Raw genomic sequence first — 21,515 nt, 5'->3', positions numbered from 1 at the left:
GCCCTCCTGATGCCTTCACGTGCCGCAATGTCGGGCCCAGGTGTATCACTAAGTTGCGGCAGCACTTTCCAGCGCCTTAAAGTGCACCTATGAAACCCGATCACTGGCCAGCGGCGTTCACCGCCCGGATCGCCCAAGAGATGCGCGAGGCGCGCAAGGCCGCCGGCCTCACCATGGGCGAGGTCGCCCAGGGATGTGCCGACCGCGGACTAACGGAGATCACCGAGCAGTCCGTGAAGAACCTGGAGTCCGGCCGCAAGGCGAGCATGACCATCGCCGACTTCGTCGTGCTGGCTGACGTCCTCGGCGTCCCGCCCGTGACCCTCCTCTTTCCACTTGGTACCTCCGCCACGGTGGAGGTCCTCCCGGGAAGGGAGGTCTCCACCTGGGACGCGCTCGCGTGGTTCACCGGCGAGACCCCCATGGACCAGCCCGCTCCCGAGGGCACCGCCCGCGATGTCCTCGACGTCTTCCGCAACCACGGCGATCTGGTGTCCGCCGCGAGAGCTTCCACCGCCCTGGCCAAGGAGAGGCGGCGCGCGGCGAGCACCACCTTGGACCGGGCTCGCAGAGCCACGCTCTTGGAGCGCGCCGAGGGCTACGAGGAGCACGCCTTCGAGGACTGCCAGGAGCTGCGCGCGTTCCGAGGCCGGATGCGCGAGCGCGGCCTCGTACCTCCGGCCCTGCCCGACGAACTGGCCTTCGTCGACCAGCCCGACATACCGACCCATCCGGAGGACGGCGAGTGAAGAACGGCACCATCACCCGGCGGTGCCGGTGCACCGATCCCGCGACCGGCAAGGACTACGGGGCCTCATGTCCCAAGCTCAAGTCGCGGCGACACGGCGTCTGGAGTGTGTTCCAGGAGCTGGACCCCGCTCAGGACGGCCGCCGTCGCCGGTTCCGTCGCGGCGGCTTCGAAAGCTCGGCCAAGGCCCAGGAGGAGCTGGACAAGGTCCGCGCTCTCATGGCCATACCCGAGGAGGACGACGCCTGGGGCAGGACCCAGATCAGCGACCTCATCGAGAGCTGCCTCAAGGAGAAGGAGCCGCTCCCGGACTACGACGAGACCCGTCGCCGCTTCCAGACCGGGCAGACCCTCAACTCGAAGACCACCGTTGCCGAGTGGCTCGACAACTGGCTCGCCGGACGCAAACGCCTGCGTCGCGGCGGGGCGGCGCGCTACGAGTGCGACATCCGCGTCCACCTCAAGCCGCACTTGGGCCACCTGCGGCTGGACAAACTCCGCGTGCACCACGTCAACACAATGTTCGACGCGATCAACGAGCGCAACATCGAGATCCAGGAGCAGAACGCCCAGCGGCGCGCGGTGCGCGACGAACTCAAGGCGACGCCGTGGAAAGGCGCTGAGAACCGGGCCCGTCGCAAGTGGCTGCAGGCGCAGCTCGACGCCATGCCGCCATTCCGGCGCATCACCGGCCTCAACACCCAGCCGCATATCCGCGACACCCTGCGGGCCGCGCTGAACGTCGCTATCGCCCAGCAGGTGATGCCCGCCTTCAACCCGGCCGCCCACGTCGAGTTGCTGCCCGGCACCAAGCCGAAGGCCCTCATCTGGACCGACGAGCGGATCGCCCACTGGCAGGAGACCGGCGAGAAGCCCTCCCCGGTTATGGTCTGGACACCCGAGCAGACAGGTCAGTTCCTCGACTTCGTCGCCGAGGACCGGCTGTATCCGCTGTGGCGGCTCATCGCTTTCCGGGGAACACGACGCGGTGAGGCTTGTGGCGTCCGCTGGGTGGATCACTCGGCCGCCGCGCAGTCCCTGGCCATCGCCACCCAACTCGTCCAGGACGGCTGGGAGATCCACGAAGGTGCCCCCAAGACCGACAGCGGCATCCGTCTGATCGCCCTCGACGACGAGACGCATCAGGTCCTGCTCAGGCACAAGGCCGGCCAGGAGCAGGAACGGGAGGCGTGGGGCGATGGCTGGCATGACACCGGCCGCATCTTCACCCAGGAGGACGGTTCCCTTCTCCACCCGGGCAAGGTCTCCGACCTCTTCGAGCGTCTGGTTGCCGCTGCCGGTCTGCCTCCGATCCGGCTCCACGACCTGCGCCATGTCTCCGCGACGCTCATGCTCGCGGCCGGAGTCGACATCAAGGTCGTCTCCGAGACCCTCGGGCACTCGGACACCCGTATCACCCGCGACATCTACCAGGCTGTCCTGGACGATCTCGCCCGCGACGCCGCCGAGAAGGTCGTGCAACTCGTGCCCCGGGCCCGGAAGCCCCTCAAGGTGGTCAAGGACACCGAGGCTGCAGCCCCCAGCCGCAGGCCGAGGATGAGTCCGCCCCGGAAGGCCAAGGGAGCAGACGAGGAGTGCTCCGCCTGAGTGAGCGATGAAGAGCAGCCCCCGGCCAGCGGTAATCTGACCGGTCGCGTACAGACTCGGCAGCGGGGCGGTCACCCTGCTGCTCCTGTGGTGGGAAACCCGCCACTGACGTTCTGGCGGGCCTGCTCAGCGCGGGCCCGCCTCATCTCGACGGCACGCCATCGACATGGAACGATCGAACGATTGTTTGCGGGAGAGCTCGCCGTCGGACAGGCTCAGCCAATGACCGACTGGGCGAACAGGACACCGCCGGCGAACGCGCCGGCTCCGGCGAGCACGGCTGTCGGCCACGGGCTCCCCGACAGCCCGGTCAGGACCGCCGCCCCGACACCGGCCAGAACGCCTACCACCAGGACCACGGCGGCGCGCACGCTCAGCAGCGCCTGCGGTTCACCTCGTTCGCCGAGGCTGCTCACTGTCCCTCCCCCATCTCAAGGGTTTTGCGGCGCAGGGCTTCGTTGCCGAGCCGGCGCAGCTTGCGTCGCACCCGGATACCGTCCTCAGGTTGCGCTCCGATCAGTAGCGGGGCCTCCAGCCAGGTGATGGTCGAATCCTCCGCCCAAACCCGGGAGACATCGCGCTCGTTCGGCTTCAGCTGCCTCGTGGCGTAGCGGACGTGCGGGTTGTCGAACTGATCAGGCCATGCCACGGCTCTGTTCAGCACGGCCGTTTCCGGGCCGGGTGCCAGGTCCTGGGGGACGAAGTCGCCCAGATACTGGATGCGTTGGCCTCGGAGGGTGCGGTCTCGTTCCAGACCTACGCCCGTGCTGGCGTATGCGCGCAAGGCCTTGTGCAGAGCAGCCGGGTCAGATGGGTCTGCGGCATCGATCAGCCCCTCCAGGATCGCTAGCGCCAGGGCTTGGCAGCGTTCGTCCAGCCGGTCGGTCAGCTTCAGCTCGTTCCTGATGAACGTACGCAGCGGCAGGGAGTCACCCGTGGCGTACGCAGTCAGCGCTCTCTTCGCCCAGCGCACCAGGCGGTAGCCCCTGGCTTCGTCGAGGATGACAGCCGCCCACTTCAGGGCGTCGCGCATCAGAAAGGGAACTTCCCAGTCCGCGAGGCTCGCCCGAACCACCGCGCTGAGACGACTGGTGATGCCGAAGGCGGCCACGGTCTCCTGGACGGAACTGATCAGGGGCGCGATATCCAGCTTCATCCATGGGGCCGCCGCGATCCTTGCCTGGACGTCCAGGAGGGGCTGGCTGATGCTGCGGGCGTACTGCGCGAGCAGATGCTCGGTGTGCGCGACAGGAACGAGTGTTTCCAGGACGGCCCGCGGAACGAGTGGCGGCTGGAGCACCGAAGCGGCGAGATCCGCGAGGCCGCGCTGGACCGCGACAGTGCGGGTGTCGATGGCCGGGAACCTCATCTGGCTGGCAAGGCTCGCGACGGAGGTGACCGTGCCAGTGAGAATGGTCGCGGACTTTACGGCAGGGACGATGGCTGGCTGCGGCAGAACGACGGTGGAAGTGAGCTGCGCCGCGATCTCAGACACCCGAGATGCCGTCGCGACGACTGCTGCGGGAGCAGTGGCCACGGCCCGTACAGAGTCCATCGTCTGAGCGAGCTGTGCCGCGATATCTGCGTATGGCCGGCAGATCGCTGTCGCGGCTTCCACCGCTGCGGCAGCTGTCGTGTGCACCTGCCGCAGGGAGGCGATCACCTCGGCCGCGTCAACTACGGCCGACTTGGCTGGCTCATCCGTGACGAGCACCAGTGCCTTGCTGGTGCTGCCCTCCAGCGCGGAGGCCTTCTGCGGACTGGGCTCCGCAGCCTCGCCCCCCGCCGGGGCGGCGTCAGAGGAAGCGGTGAGGGACATCTGTGCTCCTTGCCTTTTGACAACTCTCTGCCTAAAGGCAATGGCGCTGGTCTCAAGCGACAAAGATTCTGACACCAGGTGAAGTGATGTACATCACTTACCGTCTGGTTAGACAGGTCGCTCGACCACCGTCAGCAACGCGGCGGCAATGCTGATCAACGCCTTCGCCTCGTCCGCGCTGTACTTGAATGCCGAGGTGACGGCATCCGCGTGTACCGATCCGCTCGCCTGGTCCTCGACGACCGAGCGGATCGCCGCCCACCGCTCGTCCTTTCCGCGCAGGCGGCTGTCCTTGTTGAGAGGCCACGTCCAACCGCTGTGGAGCCTGATCCACTCAAGGGTTCGGCGAGCGTCCAGGATCGCGCCGTCGATGTCGTCGTCGAGGAGCCGACGTTGCGCGGACCGCAGGTGCTGCGCCGGCTCGGCCCGCGGGTCGTCCTCCAACGGAAAGGGCACCCTCATCTCGAAGGCGACCGACGGGCCGAGAGCGTTGACCTGATCGATCCAGCGACTCCTGGCAACGCTGAAGTGCAGCACTTCTGTCGTGCTACCGGGGTAACCGGTCGCCTGGGGCAGCGTGCCTGTCACCTCCAGCTCCATGCGCAGGTCTCCGTCGCGGGCCTCGTTGATCGCGTGGAGCTGTGCGGCGGTGAGCAGGAACTTGAGGGTGCGGCGCTCGATGCCGATCTCGGGCGTGAACGGCAGCATCTCCGTTACTCGGCCGAGGAGCGTTCGCTGATACGACCCATGAATGCCGTATAGGTCAGCTTGAAGCGCCAGGAACCTGCCGACCTCCTGAGCGGGTGGGGCCTTGACCTCCAACCCCAACTGCAAGCAGATCGTGCCCATGCCCCTGAGAAGCTGGACGCTCTCCGCCTGGACACCGAGGGTGAAGTCCCCGACTCCGCCATCGAAGCGCATAACGTTCACGACCGGGCTCCTCCGCACTAATGCCTCCGGCTGATTCTTCACCAGTAGCCGTCTCGGCTCCCTCGATTTATGGGAACCCCCCAACAGCACTGCTTCCGGCAGTCCCAAGTACCAGGCCCGGCAGACCCATCGCCTCTGGCACGTCAGTCCGGTTCTCGTGCACCGGCTCGTCCACCGCTCTGCACGCTCGCTGCACGCTTGTCCACCGGTTGTCCACCGGAGCCCCCGAGCGGCGACCATCGGGCTGGTCAGACGCAGCGAGACTCGTTCACGGAAAGTAAAAGGACCAGGTCAGACGGGGTCTGATCTGGTCCTAGAAAGAGCCGCCTTCGGGATTCGAACCCGAGACCTACGCATTACGAGTGCGTTGCTCTGGCCATCTGAGCTAAGGCGGCGCGCTGCCAGCACTATCGTGCGATCGGCAACGTCGGTAAGTCTACACAGTTTCCGGAGGTGCTCCGCACCGGCCCGGAGGGATGTGGAGGGCCGGGTCAGGAGCAGCGCTTGCCGTCGGCCGGAGGGGTGCCGCGGAGGAGGTAGGTGTTGATCGTGGAGTCGATGCAGTCGCTGCCGCGGCCGTAGGCGGTGTGGCCGTCGCCCTCGAAGGTGAGGAGGCGGGCCGAGGAGAGCTGGCGGGCGAGGGACTGGGCCCAGCGGTACGGCGTGGCCGGGTCGCGGGTGGTGCCGACGACGACGATCGGGGCGGCACCCTCCGCCTCGATGCGGTGGGGTTCGCCGGTCGCCCCGACCGGCCAGTACGCGCAGTTCAGGGAGGCCCAGGCAAGGCCCTCCCCGAAGACCGGGGACGCCTTCTCGAAGTCGGGCAGCGCCTCGCGGACCTGGTCGGGGGTGTCGAAGGCGGCCGGGAGATCGAGGCAGTTCACGGCGGCGTTGGCGGACATCAGGTTGGAGTAGGTGCCGTCGGCGTCCCGCTCGTAGTAGCTGTCCGACAGGACGAGCAGGCCCGCGCCGTCCTTCTCGCGCGTCGCCGCGCTCAGCGCCTCCCGCAGCTGCGGCCAGGCCGACTGGTCGTACATCGCCGCGATGACGCCGGTGGTGGCCAGCGACTCGCCCAGCTCGCGGCCGTCCGCGTCCCCGGTCGGGACGGGCCGGGCGTCCAGCTCGTCGAAGAACGCCTTCAGGTTCCGCCCGACCCGCTCCGGCGTCGTGCCCGCACCGCCGAGCGGGCAGTCCGGCTGCCGCACGCAGTCCTCCGCGAACGCCCTGAACGCCGTCTCGAAGCCCGCCGTCTGGTCGATGTTCAGCTGCCGCGCGGGCAGGGACGGGTCCATCGCCCCGTCCAGGACGAGCCGACCCGCCCGGTCCGGGAAGAGGCCCGCGTACGTCGCCCCGAGGAACGTCCCGTACGACGCCCCCACGTACGTCAGCCTCTCGTCCCCCAGCACGGCCCGCAGGATGTCCATGTCACGGGCCGCCTCCTCGGTGGACACGTGCCGCAGCAGCTCCGGCGCGTTGGCGCCGCAGCTCTCCGCGAACTTCTTGTACGAGTCGACCAGCGCGTCCGTCTCCCGGCTGTCGTCGGGTGTCGTGTCCGTCTGGGTGTACGTGTCCATGTCCGGGCCGTCGAGGCACTCGACGGGCTCGCTGCGGGCGACCCCGCGCGGGTCGATCGCCACCATGTCGTACCGGGCCCGAACCGGCGCCGGATAGCCCAGGGCCGCGTACGACTGGAGGTAGCCCACCGCCGAGCCGCCCGGTCCGCCCGGGTTCACCAACAGGGAGCCGATCCGCTTGCCGGGGCCCGTGGCCCGTTTGCGGGCTACGGCCAGCCGGATGTCGTCCTCCCCGGGCTTGTCGTAGTCGAGCGGCGCCCGCATCGTGGCGCACTCGAAGCCCTCGACCCCGCACGCGCGCCAGCTCAGCTTCTGGCCGTAGTACGGCGCGAGCGCGGACGGCGTCGCCTTCGGCAGCGCCGCCAGCGCCACCGCCGCGTCCGCCGCGTCGGCCGACTCCGCCGACGATCTGGCGGAGCCCGTCGCGCTCCCGGCCGAGCAGGCCGAGACGAGCAGCGCGGCGACGGCGAGGAGCGTGACTCCCGTACGGGACCTGGACCTGCGGTGGAGGCGCCTTGTGTGCATTCAGCGAGCGTAACTCTACGCAATGAGATGAACGCTCTCCGTGCACAGGATTGCCCATACGAGTGATTCCCCGTACGAGTGATACCGGCCCCGGGTGGCGGGCCATGCCCGTCGCCTTCCCCCGGGCGCCAGCCCCCGTCCGCCCCGTCCGCCCCCGTCCCGCGGCTCAGCCCGTTCTCAGCCCGCGGCTCAGCCCGCGGCTCAGCCCGCGGCTCAGCCCGCGGCTCAGCCCGCGGCTCAGCCCGCTCTCAGCGCCATCGTCATCGCCTCCACCGCCAGCAGCGGCGCCACATTGCGGTCGAGCGCCTCCCGGCACCCGGCGATCGCCTCTATCCGGCGCAGCGTCGACTCCGGTGAGCTGCCGCGCGCCAGCCGCTCCAGGGCGTCCTCGGCGTCCGTGTTGGCCAGCGCGACCCGGGAGCCGAGCTGGAGGGCGAGGACGTCGCGGTAGAACGCCGTGAGGTCCGTCAGGGCCAGATCGAGGCTGTCGCGCTGGGTGCGGGTGCGGCGGCGCTTCTGCTTGTCCTCCAGGTCCTTCACCACGCCCGCCGTGCCGCGCGGCAGCCGACCGCCCTGGGCCGCGCCCAGCGCCGCCTTCAGCCCCTCGGTCTCCTTGGCGTCCGTCTCCTCCGCGAGCTGCTTGGCGTCCTCCGCCGCCGCGTCGACCAGTTCCTGCGCCGCTTTCAGGCAGCCGCCCACGTCATCGACGCGCAGCGGCAGTCTCAGTACGGTCGCCCGGCGCTGGCGGGCCGCCGGGTCGGTGGCGAGGCGGCGGGCCCGGTCGACGTGGCCCTGGGTGGCGCGGGCCGCCGCGGCGGCGACCGCCGGCTCGACGCCCTCCCGGCGTACGAGCATGTCGGCCACGGCGTCGACCGCGGGCGTCCGCAGGTTCAGGTGGCGGCAGCGGGAGCGGATCGTGGGCAGCACGTCCTCCAGCGAGGGGGCGCACAGCAGCCACACCGTGCGCGGCGCTGGCTCCTCCACCGCCTTGAGGACGGCGTTGGCCGACTTCTCGTTCAGCCGCTCGGCGTCCTCCACGAGGATGACCTGCCAGCGTCCGTTCGCCGGGGACGTGAACGACTTGCGGACGGTGTCGCGCATGTCGTCGGCGAGAATCTGGGTGCCGACCGCGGCGACCGTGGAGACGTCGGCGTGGGTGCCGATCAGGGCGGTGTGGCAGCCGTCGCAGAAGCCGCAGCCGGGGGCGCCGCCCAGGGCGCGGTCGGGGCTGACGCACTGGAGGGCCGCGGCGAACGCCCGCGCCGTCTGCGTACGCCCGGCTCCGGGCGGGCCCGTGAACAGCCAGGCGTGCGTCATCTTCGACGTCTCGGGCAGCGGCTCGCTCGCGGCGACGGCGGTGACCAGGGCGTCGGCGTCCCGAGCGGCGGCGGCGAGCTGCTCGCACACCTTCTCCTGGCCCACCAGGTCGTCCCACACGGTCATGGGTCACGCCGCCTTTCCCTCGCACACCTACCCGGGGCCGCGCGCCCACCTCTCGCGCACAGCCCGCATCACGGCTTCCATTGTGCGGGCGACCACTGACAACGCCGCGCCCCCTCGCGCTCCGACGCCCTCAGCGCATCCGTGCCGGGCGCCCTGCCTCAGCGGCGGCGCCCCCGGCCGCCCCCGGCCCCGCCGTCGTCCTCGTGCCCCTCGTCCTCGTACGAACCCAGCAGTTCGTCCGCCAGGCTCGGCAGGTCGTCCAGCGGGGTCTCCTCGGCCCAGTCGGAGCGCGGGCGGCGGCGCGAGGTGCCGTCGGGGTCGACCTGGGGCAGCTCGCGCGTACGGTCCTCGCCCCCGTCCGGCTGCCGACGGGGCTCCGGCTCCGGCTTGCGGAAGAAGTCCGACGGCACCCGGTCCGCGGGGTCCTCGGCCCGCACCGGGGGCAGTACGGCGGTCTCGTCCGCCGCGCCCGCCGGCACCGACGGCAGCACCGACGTCTCGTCGGCGGCCCCGGGGGTGAACTGCGGCAGTACGGCCGTCTCGTCCGCCGCGCCCGAGGGCACCCCCGGCTGCGGCAGCTCGGTCGTCGCCTCGGCGTCGGAGGCGCGGAGCCCGGCACTCGGCCCAGCGTCCGGGGCGCTGATCACCGGCGTCGGCTCCGTCAGCGCCTCCGGCGAGACCACGGTCGGCGCCGGCTGCCGGGGGCCGGTCGCCGCGGCGGCGGCCGCCTGCTCCGCCGCCCTGCGCGCTTCCTCGGCGCGCAGCAGCGCCTCCTCGGCCTTGCGCTGCTTCTCCAGGCGCCGCGCCTCCGCCTCGGCGTGCAGCCGGGCCTCCTCCTCGGCCTGCTGGCGGCGACGCTCCTCCTCCGCCTTGCGGCGGGCTTCCTCCTCGGCGCGCGCCTTCTCCTCGGCGAGCAGCCGCTGCCGCTCCTCCTCGGCCCGTCGACGCGCCTCCTCGGCCCGCTGCCGGGCCTCCTCCGCCTGCCGCTCGGCCTCGCGGCGCTGCGCCTCCTCCAGCTCGCGCTGCTTGCGCTCCTCCTCCTCGGCGCGCAGCCGGGCGAGCTGTTCCTGGCGCTCACGCTCCAGGCGCTCCTCCTCCGCCTTCCGCGCGGCCTCTTCCTCGGCCTTGCGCCGCGCCTCCTCCTCGGCCTTGCGGCGGGCCTCCTCGCGGGCCTGGACCTCGGCCTCGGAGAGCGGCAGCAACTGGTCGAGCCGGTGCCGGACCACCGTCGTGACGGCCTCGGCCTCCTGCCCGGCGTCGACGACGAGGTAGCGCCCGGGGTCGGCGGCGGCCAGCGTCAGGAAACCGGACCGCACGCGCGCGTGGAACTCCGCGGGCTCCGACTCCAGCCGGTCCGGCGCCTCGGTGAACCGCTCACGCGCGTCCTCCGGGGAGACGTCCAGCAGGACCGTCAGGTGCGGCACCAGCCCGTTCGTCGCCCAGCGGGAGATCCGCGCGATCTCGGTCGGGGACAGGTCGCGGCCCGCGCCCTGGTAGGCCACCGACGAGTCGATGTACCGGTCGGAGATCACCACGGCGCCGCGCTCCAGGGCGGGCCGTACGACGGTGTCGACGTGCTCGGCCCGGTCCGCGGCGTACAGCAGCGCCTCCGCGCGGTGCGACAGTCCCGCCGACGACACGTCCAGCAGGATGGAGCGCAGCCGCTTGCCGACCGGCGTGGCGCCCGGCTCGCGCGTGAGGACGACTTCGTGGCCCTTGGCCCGGATCCACTCGGCGAGCGCCTCGGCCTGGGTGGACTTGCCCGCGCCGTCGCCGCCCTCCAGGGCGATGAAGAAGCCGGACGCCGCGGGCGCCGTCGCCGGTTCGTCGCCGCCGAGCAGCGCGTCCCGCAGGTCGTTGCGCAGGGGTACGCCGGAGCGGTCGTCGAGCTTGGCGAGCACCAGCGCGGCCACCGGCAGCAGCAGCGCGCCGACCAGCATCAGCGTGAAGGCCGCCCCGCCGTGCGCGAAGACGAACTTGCCGTTCTCCAGCCGGTGCGGCCCGATGAGCGCGGCGACCAGCGGCGCGACCAGCACCCCGAGCGCGATCAGGACCCGGACCACCGCGTGCAGGTGTTCGGTCGTCCGGCCGCGGCGGAAGTCCTCGGCCTCCTGGTCGAGCAGGGTGTGGCCGGTGCTGGCGGCGACGCCCGCGCCGACCCCGGCGAGCGCGACGACGAGCAGCACGGTGGTGACGTCCGGGACCATCCCGGCGGCCAGCAGCGCGACGCCGGTGAAGGCGATCGCCAACGCCAGCAGACGGCGCCGCGACAGCGACACCAGCACCTTCGGCGCCGTACGGACGCCGACGACGACACCGCCGGTCAGGGCGAGCACCAGCAGGCCGTACAGGACCGGGCCGCCGCCGAGGTCCTTGGCGTGCAGCACGGACACGGCCACGACGGCCGCGACCGCCCCGGCGACGGAGGCGCCGGCCAGCACCAGCAGCGTGACGGCGCCGGTACGGCCCTTGTCCGGGCCGGTACCGGTCCTGGGGCGGCGCAGGCCCTCCAGCGGGGACCGCGGACGCGGGGTGCGCGTGTCGGGCAGCTCCAGGAACGTCAGCACGGACAGCGACGCGGCGAACAGTCCGGCCGCGATGTACGAGGCGAGGGCCGCCTGGTGCTGTGCGAACCAGTCGATCCCGGCGCCGAGCAGATTGTTGAACAATCCCGCGACGATCAGGGCGGCGCCCGCGAGGGGGATCGCCACGAACGTCGTCCGCAGGGACAGGCGGCGCAGCGCGTCCATGTGGTCCGGCAGCGGCCGTACCGTCGCGCCCTCGGGGGGCGGGGCGGGCAGCAGCGCGGGCGCGGCGCTCTCCCGGCACACCGTCCAGAACCGCTCGGCCACGCCCGTCACGAACGCGGTCACCAGCAGGAAGGCCAGCGCGTCGTCCGGCGTCCAGTCGATCCACAGCGGCGCGATGATCAGCAAGACGGCCCGCAGCCCGTCCGCGCCGACCATGGTCCAGCGGCGGTCGAGCGGGCCGTCCTGCGAGGTGAGGGAGGTGAGCGGGCCGAGGAGTACGGCGCCGAAGAGCAGCGTCGCCAGCACGCGCGCCGCGAAGACGGTCGCCACTGCGAACGCCACGCCCCGGTAGCCGCCCCCGAAGGACCCCTCGGCGATCGCCGCCTGGAGTGCCAGCAGGACCAGCACCAGCAGTACGAGGGTGTCACCGACCCCGCTCACGAGCTGTGCGCTCCACAACCGCCTCAGCTGCGGGCGGCGCAGCAGGGCGCGGACGGCGCGCTCGCGGGAGTCAGCGGCCAGGGCGTCGTCGGGGGCCGGAGGGTGGGCCGTGGGCTGCTCGGCTCGGGTCATGCTTTCAGCCTATCGGCCCGCACCGACACGCCAGTGCCCTCACCCGAACGTTCGAACGCCCCGGTATCGAAGCGATGCCGGGGCGTTCGTTCCGCGAACGGGCGGGACGGCCGGGCGCCGCACCGCAGACCGCGCCGCCCGTCCCGGTGCGACCTGCGGTTCAGTCGTCGGACGTCGCCTGGGAAGCGGTCGCCTTCTTGGCGGCCGTCTTCGTCGTCGTCTTCGTCGTCGTCTTCTTCGCGGCGGTCGTCGTCTTCTTGGCAGCCGTCTTCTTCGTGGCCGTCTTCTTCGTGGCCGTCGTCTTCTTGGCCGTCGTCTTCTTGGCGGCGGTCTTCTTGGCCGGGGCCTTCTTCGCCGGGGCCTTCTTCGCCGTCTTCTTGGCGGGCGCCTTCGCCCGCTTCTCGGCGAGCAGCTCGAAGCCGCGCTCCGGGGTGATCGTCTCGACGCTGTCGCCGGACCGCAGGGTCGCGTTGGTCTCGCCGTCGGTGACGTACGGGCCGAAGCGGCCGTCCTTCACCACCACGGGCTTCCCGCTGACCGGGTCGTCGCCCAGTTCCTTCAGCGGCGGCTTGGCCGCCGCGCGGCCACGCTGCTTGGGCTGGGCGTAGATCGCCAACGCCTCCTCCAGCGTGATCGTGAAGAGCTGCTCCTCGGACTGGAGGGACCGCGAGTCCGTGCCCTTCTTCAGGTACGGGCCGTACCGGCCGTTCTGCGCGGTGATCTCCACGCCCTCGGCGTCCGTACCGACGACCCGCGGCAGCGACATCAGCTTCAGCGCGTCGTCGAGCGTCACGGTGTCCAGCGACATCGACTTGAACAGCGAGGCCGTCCGCGGCTTGACCGCGTTCTTGCCGGTCTTCGGGGTTCCCTCGGGCAGCACCTCGGTGACGTACGGGCCGTAGCGGCCGTCCTTGGCGACGATCGCGTGGCCGGACACCGGGTCGGTGCCCAGCTCGAAGTCGCCGCTGGGCTTGGCCAGCAACTCCTCCGCCAGCTCCACGCTCAGCTCGTCCGGCGCCAGGTCCTCGGGGATGTCGGCGCGCTGGTGCTGCTCGGTGTCCTTCTCGCCGCGCTCGATGTACGGGCCGTAGCGGCCGACCCGCAGCACGATGTCGTTCCCGACCGGGAACGAGGACACCTCGCGGGCGTCGATGGCGCCCAGGTCGGTGACGAGTTCCTTGAGGCCGCCGAGGTGGTCGCCGTCGCCGTTGCCCGCGTCGGCCGCGCCGCCGGTTCCGCCCGCGGCGAAGCCGCTGCCAGAGGCGGTCTCGCCGAAGTAGAAGCGCCGCAGCCACGGCACGGCCTGCGCCTCGCCCCGGGCGATGGCGTCGAGGTCGTCCTCCATCTTGGCGGTGAAGTCGTAGTCGACGAGCCGACCGAAGTGCTTCTCCAGGAGGTTGACCACGGCGAAGGAGAGGAAGGACGGCACAAGTGCCGTGCCCTTCTTGAACACGTAGCCGCGGTCGAGGATGGTGCCGATGATCGACGCGTACGTCGACGGGCGGCCGATCTCGCGCTCCTCCAGCTCCTTGACCAGTGACGCCTCGGTGTAGCGGGCGGGCGGCTTGGTGGCGTGCCCGTCGGCGGTGATCTCCTCGGCGGTGAGCCGGTCGCCCTCGCTGACCTGCGGCAGCCTGCGCTCGCGGTCGTCCAGCTCGGCGTTCGGGTCGTCGGCGCCCTCGACGTACGCCTTCAGGAAGCCGTGGAAGGTGATCGTCTTGCCGGAGGCGCTGAACTCGACGTCCCGGCCGTCGGCCGCGGCGCCGCCGATCTTGACCGTGACGCTGTTGCCGGTCGCGTCCTTCATCTGGGAGGCGACCGTCCGCTTCCAGATCAGCTCGTAGAGTCGGAACTGGTCGCCGGTCAGCCCGGTCTCCGCGGGGGTGCGGAAACGATCACCCGAGGGGCGGATCGCCTCGTGCGCCTCCTGCGCGTTCTTGACCTTCCCGGCGTACGTCCTCGGCTGGGGCGGCAGGTAGTCGGCGCCGTACAGCTGGGTGACCTGGGCGCGGGCGGCGGTCACCGCCGTCTCGCTCAGGGTCGTCGAGTCCGTACGCATGTACGTGATGTAGCCGTTCTCGTACAGCTTCTGCGCGATCTGCATGGTGGCCTTCGCGCCGAAGCCCAGCTTGCGCGAGGCTTCCTGCTGGAGCGTCGTCGTACGGAACGGGGCGTACGGCGAGCGGCGGTACGGCTTGGACTCGACCGACCGCACCGAGAACCGGGTGTTCTCCAGCGCGGTGACGAGGGCGCGGGCGTTCGCCTCGTCGAGGTGGAGGGTGTTCGCACTCTTCAGTTGGCCCAGGGAGTCGAAGTCGCGGCCCTGCGCGACCCGCCTGCCGTCGACGGTCTGGAGGCGGGCGACCAGCGACGACGGGTCCGACGCGTCCCCCGCGCGGCCGGACGGGGGTCCCCCCGCGCGAGCGAAGTCGAGCGTGGGGGAGAAGGTGCCCGTCAGGTCCCAGTACTCAGCAGAACGAAAGGCGATGCGCTCGCGTTCCCGCTCGACCACGAGCCGGGTGGCGACCGACTGGACACGGCCCGCGGACAGCCGCGGCATGACCTTCTTCCACAGCACCGGCGAGACCTCGTAGCCGTAGAGGCGGTCGAGGATGCGGCGGGTCTCCTGGGCGTCGACGAGCTTCTGGTTGAGCTGGCGCGGGTTGGCCACGGCCGCCCGGATCGCGTCCTTGGTGATCTCGTGGAACACCATGCGCTTGACCGGGATCTTCGGCTTGAGGACTTCCTGGAGGTGCCAGGCGATGGCCTCGCCCTCGCGGTCCTCATCGGTGGCGAGGAAGAGTTCGTCGGAATCCTTCAGCAGGTCCTTGAGCTTCTTGACCTGGGCCTTCTTGTCGGCGTTCACCACATAGATCGGCTGGAAGTCGTGTTCGACGTCCACACCGAGGCGGCGGACCTCGCCGGTGTACTTCTCGGGTACCTCGGCGGCGCCGTTGGGAAGGTCGCGAATGTGCCCGACGCTCGCCTCGACGACGTAGCCAGGGCCGAGATAGCCCTTGATCGTCTTCGCCTTGGCAGGCGACTCGACGATGACGAGTCGGCGGCCGCCCTTCGCGGTCTCGCTGGTCGGGGACAACTTCGCTCTTCTCTCCGGTCGACGCTGGGGCCTCCCCAGGTGTTCGTCCCGGGGGGTGGGTACGGGTGACGCTGCGGAGTGTGACGGTACATCCCGCCCCCGTGTCAAACGGGAAAAGCCCGCAACGGCCACTCGAACGGTAACCCGACTCCCGCCATTCCTGCCGCCCAGCGTCGACACCGGCGCCTTCAGGACGTACCGGAGCGTTATCTCCCAGTTACGGGTCGCGCCGTGCCCGCGTACCCGGTGACAAGCGCATCCGACGTCTTCAGAGGCGGGTGAAGCACCACGCGCCGACGGCCAGTGCGATCACTCCGGCGACGCTCGCGACGGCCGCCGATGCGATGGGGCTCACACCGTGGGCGACGGGCTCGCGGTGTCGCGCCCGGGCCGCCGTCCACACCAACAAGCCGCCTCCGAACAGGGCGAACACCATGCCCGCGAAGATCGCCGGTCCGCTCTCCATGGCCGCGCGCGCCCCTTCTCTCCGGTCCCGAGTGCCCAGTCCACCGGAGGTTGACACGCGCGGACTGCGCCCAGGCGAACCTGAGGTGAACGCGGGGGCGACGGTCACGAGGAGCCGGGCCGGCGTGGGCCGCCGGGTGGCCGCCGCCGACGTCGAAGACGCCCGGACGGCGGCCGGGATGCCGTATGGCCGGATTGGTCACATCGACACGGTGTAGTGAGGGAGATCAGAAGAAGGGGGGATCAGGACCGGACACCGGCGGGTCGGCGCTCCTCCCTCACTCCACCAGGTCCAGGAACCCCTGCTCCACCAGCAACCGGATCTGCGCCGGAGTGCGGTCCCGCAGCAGGACCGGGTCCTCGCCCACCAGTTGCGCGATGGCGTCCAGAATTCGCCCCGCGGTCAGCGTGCCGTCGCAGACGCCCGCGAAGCCCGCGCCGACCGTGTCGACCTTGGTGGCCCGGCGCATACCGCGGTTCTGACGCAGCAGCACGTGCTCCGGGTCCTCCGCCCCGGGCAGCCCGACCTGCTCCTGGACGACCTCCGCGGCCAGCCGGAAGCGCTCCTCCAACAGGGCGGCGTCATCCCGCGCGCGGAGATGGTCGAGCCGCTCGAAGTGCGCCCGGATCGTGTCGCCGAGCGGTTGTTCGACCGGATGCGGCCATTCCTCGACCGTCACCGAGGGCACCGCGGCCCCCGTCCTGCGCAGGGTGATCCAGCCGAATCCGATCCCCCTCACCTTCCGTGCCTCGAACTCGTCCAGCCACGCGTCGTACCGCGCCTGGTACTCGGCCGCGTCGCCCCGGTGGTCACCGGCGTCCCGCAGCCACAACTCCGCGTACTGCGTGACGTCCTGGACCTCACGCTGCACGATCCAGGCGTCGCAGCCGCGCGGCACCCACGACCGCACCCTGTCCTGCCACTCCTCCCCTGCCACGTGCTGCCAGTTGGCGAGGAACTGCCCGAACCCACCCATGTTCAGCCGTTCCCCCGACTGCTGAACGAGCGAGCGGCACAGATCGTCCCCGCCCATCCCGCCGTCCCGGTAGGTCAGCCGGGCGCCGGGCGAGATCACGAACGGCGGGTTCGACACGATCAGGTCGTACGCCTCCCCCTCCCCGACCGGTTCGAACAGCGACCCCTCACGCAGTTCCGCGCCCGGCGCGCCGGACAGCGCGAGGGTCAGGGCGGTGACGTGCAGCGCGCGCGGGTTGACGTCGGTCGCCGTCACGCGCGTGGCGTGCTGGGCGGCGTGCAGGGCCTGGATGCCGGACCCGGTGCCGAGGTCGAGGGCGGCGGTGACGGGCGTACGCACCGTGATCCCGGCGAGCGTCGTCGACGCGCCGCCGACGCCCAGGACGACGCCCGCGTCCCGCCTGCCGATGCCGCCCGCCCCGCCGACCGCGCAGCCCAGGTCCGACACGATGAACCAGTCCTCGCCGCCCGGCCCGCCGTACGGCCGTACGTCCACGGTCGCCGCCACCTCGTCCGCGCCGGAGCCGCCGACCCGCACCAGCCAGCCGCTCTCCAGGCACCCGTCGACGGGCAGCACGTCCGCCACGCGCGCGTGGGGCACCGGCTGCTGCAGCAGGAACAGCCGTACGAGCGTCTCCAGCGGCGTGTCGCCGCGGGTCGCCCGGAGCGCGGGCACCGTTTCGCTACGGGCCAGCGCCGCGTACGCGGGCGCGCCGAGCAGTTCGAGCAGCCCGTCGGCGGTGAAGGCGGCGCCGAGCAGGGCGTCACGCAGCCGGGCCGTGACGTCGGGGCGGTCGGTTGCGGGCAGCGGAGGCAGGGTGGCGTTACTCACGCCCCCATTGTGACGCGCGCCCCCGGTCCCGCACCGACACGCGCGCGGGGACGCCGCCCCGGCTCCCTCAGCCCTCCGTCGCGGGCGCCGACACCGACGCCGAGGCGGTGGCGCTCTTGCAGCTCTCCTGGCGGTTCATCGCCTGGCCGACCTCGCCCTCCTCCAGCGTCCTGAGGGCGTCGTTGCCGCTCTTGCTGAGCTTCTCCAGCTCGGTGGCGATGTCCTTGAGGCCGTCGGCGAACTTGGCCTGGTCCTTGGTGTCGAGCGCGTCGACCTGCTTCTTGAGGGAGGCGTAGGAGGAGGAGATGCCGTTGAGCTCCTTGACGGCGTCCTGCTGCTTCTTCTCGCCGTCCTCGACGTCCGGGGCCCCGGCCTTGTCCACGGTCGCGCCGATCGCCTTGTACGCCTCGGACATGTCCTGGAACGCCTGCGAGTCGGTCTTCTGGACGTCCTCCGGCTTGCTGTTGTCCGAGGTCTGCTTCTGGATCGCGGCATTGGCGTCGGCGATCTTCTTGGCCTGCGGCTGTACGCCGTCGCAGACCTCCTTGGCCCAGGCGTCCAGCTTCTCGTTGGTGTCGTCCCCGCCGCATCCCGTCAGCGCGAGTACCAGTACCGCACCGCCGGACAGTGCGACCGCGAGCTTCTTGTTCACCGGATGGGTCCCTTCCATGGCTCTCGGCCCCGGAACATACACGCCAGGTGGAAGACAAATGTACGGCGAGCGTCCGATATGACCATCATTGCAGGGTTTCGTACCAGGCGAGAGAAGGCTCACGGAGAAGGCGTGAACATCATGGGGCGGGCGGGTGACGCACCAACGCGCGCCACCCGCCCGCCCCTTGAGCCGGTCCGGACCGAACCTCCCTACGAAACCGCCGCCGGATCGGCCGACTTGGGCGAGGGATCCGCCGAACCGGCGTCGTCCTCGTCCTCGTCCATGGCGATCCCGCGCCGCTTGGAGACGTACACCGCGCCGACGATCACCACGAAGGCGAGCGCCGCGATCAGGACCCGTACGCCGATGTTCTCGTCCTCGCCGTAGGAGAACTTGATCACCGCCGGTGCGATCAGCAGCGCCACCAGGTTCATCACCTTCAGCAGCGGGTTGATCGCGGGGCCCGCGGTGTCCTTGAAGGGGTCGCCGACCGTGTCGCCGATGACGGTCGCGGCATGGGCCTCGCTGCCCTTGCCGCCGTGATGACCGTCCTCCACCAGCTTCTTGGCGTTGTCCCACGCGCCACCGGAGTTGGCGAGGAACACCGCCATCAACGTGCCCGCCCCGATCGCGCCCGCCAAAAACGCGCCCAGCGCGCCGACCCCGAGGGTGAACCCGACGAAGATCGGCGCCATCACCGCGAGCAGACCCGGCGTGGCCAGCTCCCGCAGCGCGTCCCTCGTACAGATGTCGACGACCTTGCCGTACTCCGGCTTCTCGCTGTAGTCCATGATCCCGGGCCGCTCGCGGAACTGCCGCCGCACCTCGAAGACCACGGCGCCCGCCGACCGCGACACCGCGTTGATGGCGAGCCCGGAGAAGAGGAAGACGACCGCCGCGCCCGCGATCAGCCCGACCAGGTTGTTGGGCTGCGAGATGTCCATCGCCAGGGTCAGGGGCGCGCCCTCGCCACTGAGCTTCTCGCCCACGTCGCGCGCGCCGGTGGTGATGGCGTCCCGGTACGACCCGAAGAGCGCCGACGCCGCGAGGACGGCGGTGGCGATGGCGATGCCCTTGGTGATGGCCTTGGTGGTGTTGCCCACCGCGTCCAGGTTGGTGAGCACCTGCGCGCCCGCGCCCTCGACGTCGCCGGACATCTCGGCGATGCCCTGCGCGTTGTCGGAGACCGGCCCGAAGGTGTCCATCGCGACGATCACACCGACCGTGGTGAGCAGACCGGTCCCGGCCAGCGCCACCGCGAACAGCGCCAGCATGATCGACGTACCGCCGAGCAGGAACGCCCCGTACACCCCGAGCCCGATCAGCAGCGCGGTGTAGACGGCCGACTCCAGACCCACCGAGATACCGGCGAGTACGACGGTGGCGGGGCCGGTGAGCGAGGTCTTGCCGATGTCCCGCACCGGACGCCGGGTCGTCTCGGTGAAGTAGCCGGTGAGCTGCTGGATCACGGCGGCGAGCAGGATGCCGATGCCCACCGCGACGAGCGCGAGGATCCGCGGGTCGCCGTCCTTGGCCCGGATGGCGGCATCGGTGACGCCGTCCAGTTCGCCGTACGTCCCCGGCAGGTAGACGAAGGCGGCCAGCGCCACCAGCACCAGGGAGATCACCGCGGAGATGAAGAACCCGCGGTTGATCGCGCTCATCCCGCTGCGGTCGGCGCGCCGCGGGGCGACCGCGAAGATGCCGACCATCGCGGTGAGCACCCCGATGGCGGGAACGAGGAGCGGGAACGCCAGCCCGGAGTCGCCGAAGGCCGCCGTGCCGAGGATCAGCGCGGCGACCAGGGTCACGGCGTACGACTCGAAGAGGTCGGCCGCCATGCCCGCGCAGTCGCCGACGTTGTCGCCCACGTTGTCGGCGATGGTCGCGGCGTTGCGCGGGTCGTCCTCCGGGATGCCCTGCTCGACCTTGCCGACCAGGTCGGCGCCGACGTCGGCGGCCTTGGTGAAGATGCCGCCGCCGACCCTCATGAACATGGCGATGAGGGCGGCGCCGAGGCCGAAGCCCTCCAGCACCTTCGGCGCGTCGGCGGCGTACACCAGCACCACACAGGAGGCGCCGAGCAGGCCGAGGCCCACCGTGAACATGCCGACCACACCGCCCGTACGAAAAGCGATCTTCATCGCCTTGTGCGAAACCTCGGTGAGATCCTTTTCCGGCTCGCCTTCCGCCGGAGTCGCTTCACGGGCCGCCGCGGCGACCCGCACATTGCTGCGCACGGCGAGCCACATGCCGATATAGCCGGTGGCCGCCGAGAACGCCGCGCCGATCAAGAAGAACACCGACCGTCCGGCGCGCTGATTCCAGTCGTCCGCGGGCAGCAGCATGAGCAGGAAGAAAACGATCACGGCGAATACGCCGAGCGTGCGCAACTGCCGGGCCAGATAGGCGTTCGCGCCTTCCTGGACCGCCGCCGCGATCTCCTTCATGCTGTCGGTGCCCTCGCCTGCGGCGAGCACCTGCCGCAGCAGCACACCGGCGACTACCAGCGCGGCCAGCGCGACGGCCGCGATGACCATCACGATGACACGGTTGTCGTCGGTCAGCACTGCGGCCGCGAAGGTAGTGGGGTCGTCCAGCTGATGAGGGGTAGAAAGCCCCGCCATTCGTCCTCCTTGACGCTTGGGCTGAGCTCAAGATGTGGACGGATTCTAGGGATCTTAGCCTGATCAAAACAGTGCGCGGTAAGCGGAATTCGCCTTCACTTGTTCCTCAGTCGTTCCTCGGCTGTTCCTCGGCAAAAGATCGCGACAACTCACCGAACCCTTTTGGCGTAATGCCTTTGAAGCATGTGGATGAGATCAGGCCGTAGTTCGTGAATTGCTTCACGAATTACCGTGCGCTTTCACTCTAGGCACAGACATCACGAGTCGCACATGCCGAAGGGCCCCACACGGTGGGGCCCTTCGGGGTAGTGATCGGTTGTGGCCTCGCGCGGGAGCCTGGTGTTCAGGGCAGCACGGCGGTCGCCGGAGGCGTCGTCGGCCAGGTCATCCTGATCGACCCGCCCTGCTCCCCTGCGGTGACCTCGACGTCGTCGACGAGGCCGCTGATGACCGCGAGGCCCATCTCGTCCTCCTCGGCCTCCGCGTCCGGCACCTCGACCCCGGCCGCGCGCTCGGCGGGGGTCACATGGGGCGCCTCGTCGCCGACCTCGATGGAGAACTGCTTCTCCTCCTCGATCAGCAGCACCTTCACCGGCGCGGTGATGCCACCGGTCTGGTGCAGCCCCACCGCACGGGTGCACGCCTCGCCGACGGCGAGCCTGACCTCGTCGAGGACGGCCTCGTCCACCCCGGCCCTGCGTGCCACCGCGGCGGCCACCAGACGGGCGGTCCGCACGTGCTCGGGCAGCGCGCTGAAGCGGAGTTCGACGGTGGCCATGCATCCCCCTCGGAGCTTTGGGCGTGCTGTCGGGGGCCGGGCCGCCGAGCGCCCGCCCCCCGCTGCCCAGCACGGTCACCACGCCCACCCCGGGCCGCCGCACCACCGGCGCGGC

Annotated in this window: 14 protein-coding genes and 1 tRNA gene; 2 read left to right on the top strand and 13 right to left on the bottom strand. The window is 70.8% G+C overall.

Annotated features, from left to right (window positions below; genetic code table 11):
• Positions 1-89: 89 nt before the first annotated feature.
• Together ABZ659_RS32500 and ABZ659_RS32495 are read left to right on the top strand one after the other, a co-directional pair.
• A complete protein-coding gene (locus tag ABZ659_RS32500; protein ID WP_360227391.1) occupies positions 90-749 on the top strand; it encodes a helix-turn-helix transcriptional regulator in 660 nt (219 codons plus the stop codon).
• On the top strand, positions 746-2,356 hold the full coding sequence (locus ABZ659_RS32495) for a tyrosine-type recombinase/integrase (protein ID WP_360227388.1): 1,611 nt from the start codon (positions 746-748) through the stop codon (positions 2,354-2,356). Before ABZ659_RS32500 ends, ABZ659_RS32495 begins: the two co-directional genes overlap by 4 nt.
• Positions 2,357-2,571: 215 nt before the next feature.
• Here the strand turns inward: ABZ659_RS32495 and ABZ659_RS32490 are convergent, their stop codons facing one another.
• The 13 genes from ABZ659_RS32490 to ABZ659_RS32430 form a co-directional block, all read right to left on the bottom strand.
• Positions 2,572-2,772, bottom strand: coding sequence for a hypothetical protein (locus tag ABZ659_RS32490; protein WP_122215927.1), 201 nt, complete (start codon positions 2,770-2,772; stop codon positions 2,572-2,574).
• The gene (locus ABZ659_RS32485) at positions 2,769-4,175 is read right to left on the bottom strand and encodes a hypothetical protein (protein ID WP_360227384.1); all 1,407 of its coding nucleotides are present in this window, start codon (positions 4,173-4,175) and stop codon (positions 2,769-2,771) included. The genes ABZ659_RS32490 and ABZ659_RS32485 overlap by 4 nt, the downstream gene beginning before the upstream one ends.
• 108 nt (positions 4,176-4,283) lie before the next feature.
• A complete protein-coding gene (locus ABZ659_RS32480) occupies positions 4,284-5,105 on the bottom strand; it encodes a hypothetical protein (protein WP_360227381.1) in 822 nt (273 codons plus the stop codon).
• A 321-nt stretch (positions 5,106-5,426) separates the two neighbouring features.
• A tRNA-Thr gene (locus tag ABZ659_RS32475) sits at positions 5,427-5,500 on the bottom strand.
• Between the two features lie 96 nt (positions 5,501-5,596).
• Positions 5,597-7,204 (bottom strand): alpha/beta hydrolase, encoded by a 1,608-nt coding sequence (locus ABZ659_RS32470; RefSeq protein ID WP_360227378.1) that lies wholly within the window; start codon positions 7,202-7,204, stop codon positions 5,597-5,599.
• Positions 7,205-7,441: 237 nt separating this feature from the next.
• On the bottom strand, positions 7,442-8,647 hold the full coding sequence (locus ABZ659_RS32465) for a DNA polymerase III subunit delta' (RefSeq protein ID WP_360227375.1): 1,206 nt from the start codon (positions 8,645-8,647) through the stop codon (positions 7,442-7,444).
• Positions 8,648-8,805: 158 nt separating this feature from the next.
• Entirely contained in the window at positions 8,806-11,970 is a 3,165-nt protein-coding gene (tmk, locus tag ABZ659_RS32460; protein ID WP_360227372.1) for a dTMP kinase, read from the bottom strand.
• Between the two features lie 160 nt (positions 11,971-12,130).
• Complete coding sequence (topA, locus tag ABZ659_RS32455) at positions 12,131-15,067, bottom strand: type I DNA topoisomerase (protein WP_360227369.1); 2,937 nt, start codon at positions 15,065-15,067, stop codon at positions 12,131-12,133.
• A 268-nt stretch (positions 15,068-15,335) separates the two neighbouring features.
• On the bottom strand, positions 15,336-15,533 hold the full coding sequence (locus tag ABZ659_RS32450) for a hypothetical protein (RefSeq protein ID WP_360227366.1): 198 nt from the start codon (positions 15,531-15,533) through the stop codon (positions 15,336-15,338).
• A gap of 277 nt (positions 15,534-15,810) precedes the next feature.
• Positions 15,811-17,340, bottom strand: coding sequence for a methyltransferase (locus ABZ659_RS32445; protein ID WP_360227363.1), 1,530 nt, complete (start codon positions 17,338-17,340; stop codon positions 15,811-15,813).
• 67 nt (positions 17,341-17,407) lie between these two features.
• Positions 17,408-18,010 (bottom strand): small secreted protein, encoded by a 603-nt coding sequence (locus ABZ659_RS32440; protein ID WP_360227360.1) that lies wholly within the window; start codon positions 18,008-18,010, stop codon positions 17,408-17,410.
• A 194-nt stretch (positions 18,011-18,204) separates the two neighbouring features.
• Positions 18,205-20,622 carry a sodium-translocating pyrophosphatase gene (locus tag ABZ659_RS32435; protein ID WP_360227357.1) on the bottom strand — a complete coding sequence of 806 codons (2,418 nt, stop codon included), beginning with the start codon at positions 20,620-20,622 and terminating at the stop codon, positions 18,205-18,207.
• Positions 20,623-20,965: 343 nt separating this feature from the next.
• The gene (locus tag ABZ659_RS32430) at positions 20,966-21,400 is read right to left on the bottom strand and encodes an ATP-binding protein (protein WP_360227354.1); all 435 of its coding nucleotides are present in this window, start codon (positions 21,398-21,400) and stop codon (positions 20,966-20,968) included.
• Positions 21,401-21,515: the final 115 nt, after the last annotated feature.

The organism is Streptomyces sp. NPDC006997, from assembly GCF_040635175.1.
In the GTDB taxonomy this organism is placed as follows: Bacteria; Actinomycetota; Actinomycetes; order Streptomycetales; family Streptomycetaceae; genus Streptomyces.
Note: the sequence above shows the minus strand (reverse complement) of the source record. Positions and strands in the feature narration are given on the sequence as shown.

What these genes read in the sequence shown, in the direction of transcription:
- ABZ659_RS32500 (WP_360227391.1), top strand. Translation starts at nt 90, where the DNA reads ATGAAACCCGATCACTGGCCAGCGGCGTTCACCGCCCGGATCGCCCAA.
- ABZ659_RS32485 (WP_360227384.1), bottom strand. Translation starts at nt 4,175, where the DNA reads ATGTCCCTCACCGCTTCCTCTGACGCCGCCCCGGCGGGGGGCGAGGCT.
- ABZ659_RS32470 (WP_360227378.1), bottom strand. Translation starts at nt 7,204, where the DNA reads ATGCACACAAGGCGCCTCCACCGCAGGTCCAGGTCCCGTACGGGAGTC.
- ABZ659_RS32465 (WP_360227375.1), bottom strand. Translation starts at nt 8,647, where the DNA reads ATGACCGTGTGGGACGACCTGGTGGGCCAGGAGAAGGTGTGCGAGCAG.
- tmk (WP_360227372.1), bottom strand. Translation starts at nt 11,970, where the DNA reads ATGACCCGAGCCGAGCAGCCCACGGCCCACCCTCCGGCCCCCGACGAC.
- ABZ659_RS32450 (WP_360227366.1), bottom strand. Translation starts at nt 15,533, where the DNA reads ATGGAGAGCGGACCGGCGATCTTCGCGGGCATGGTGTTCGCCCTGTTC.
- ABZ659_RS32440 (WP_360227360.1), bottom strand. Translation starts at nt 18,010, where the DNA reads ATGGAAGGGACCCATCCGGTGAACAAGAAGCTCGCGGTCGCACTGTCC.
- ABZ659_RS32435 (WP_360227357.1), bottom strand. Translation starts at nt 20,622, where the DNA reads ATGGCGGGGCTTTCTACCCCTCATCAGCTGGACGACCCCACTACCTTC.
- ABZ659_RS32430 (WP_360227354.1), bottom strand. Translation starts at nt 21,400, where the DNA reads ATGGCCACCGTCGAACTCCGCTTCAGCGCGCTGCCCGAGCACGTGCGG.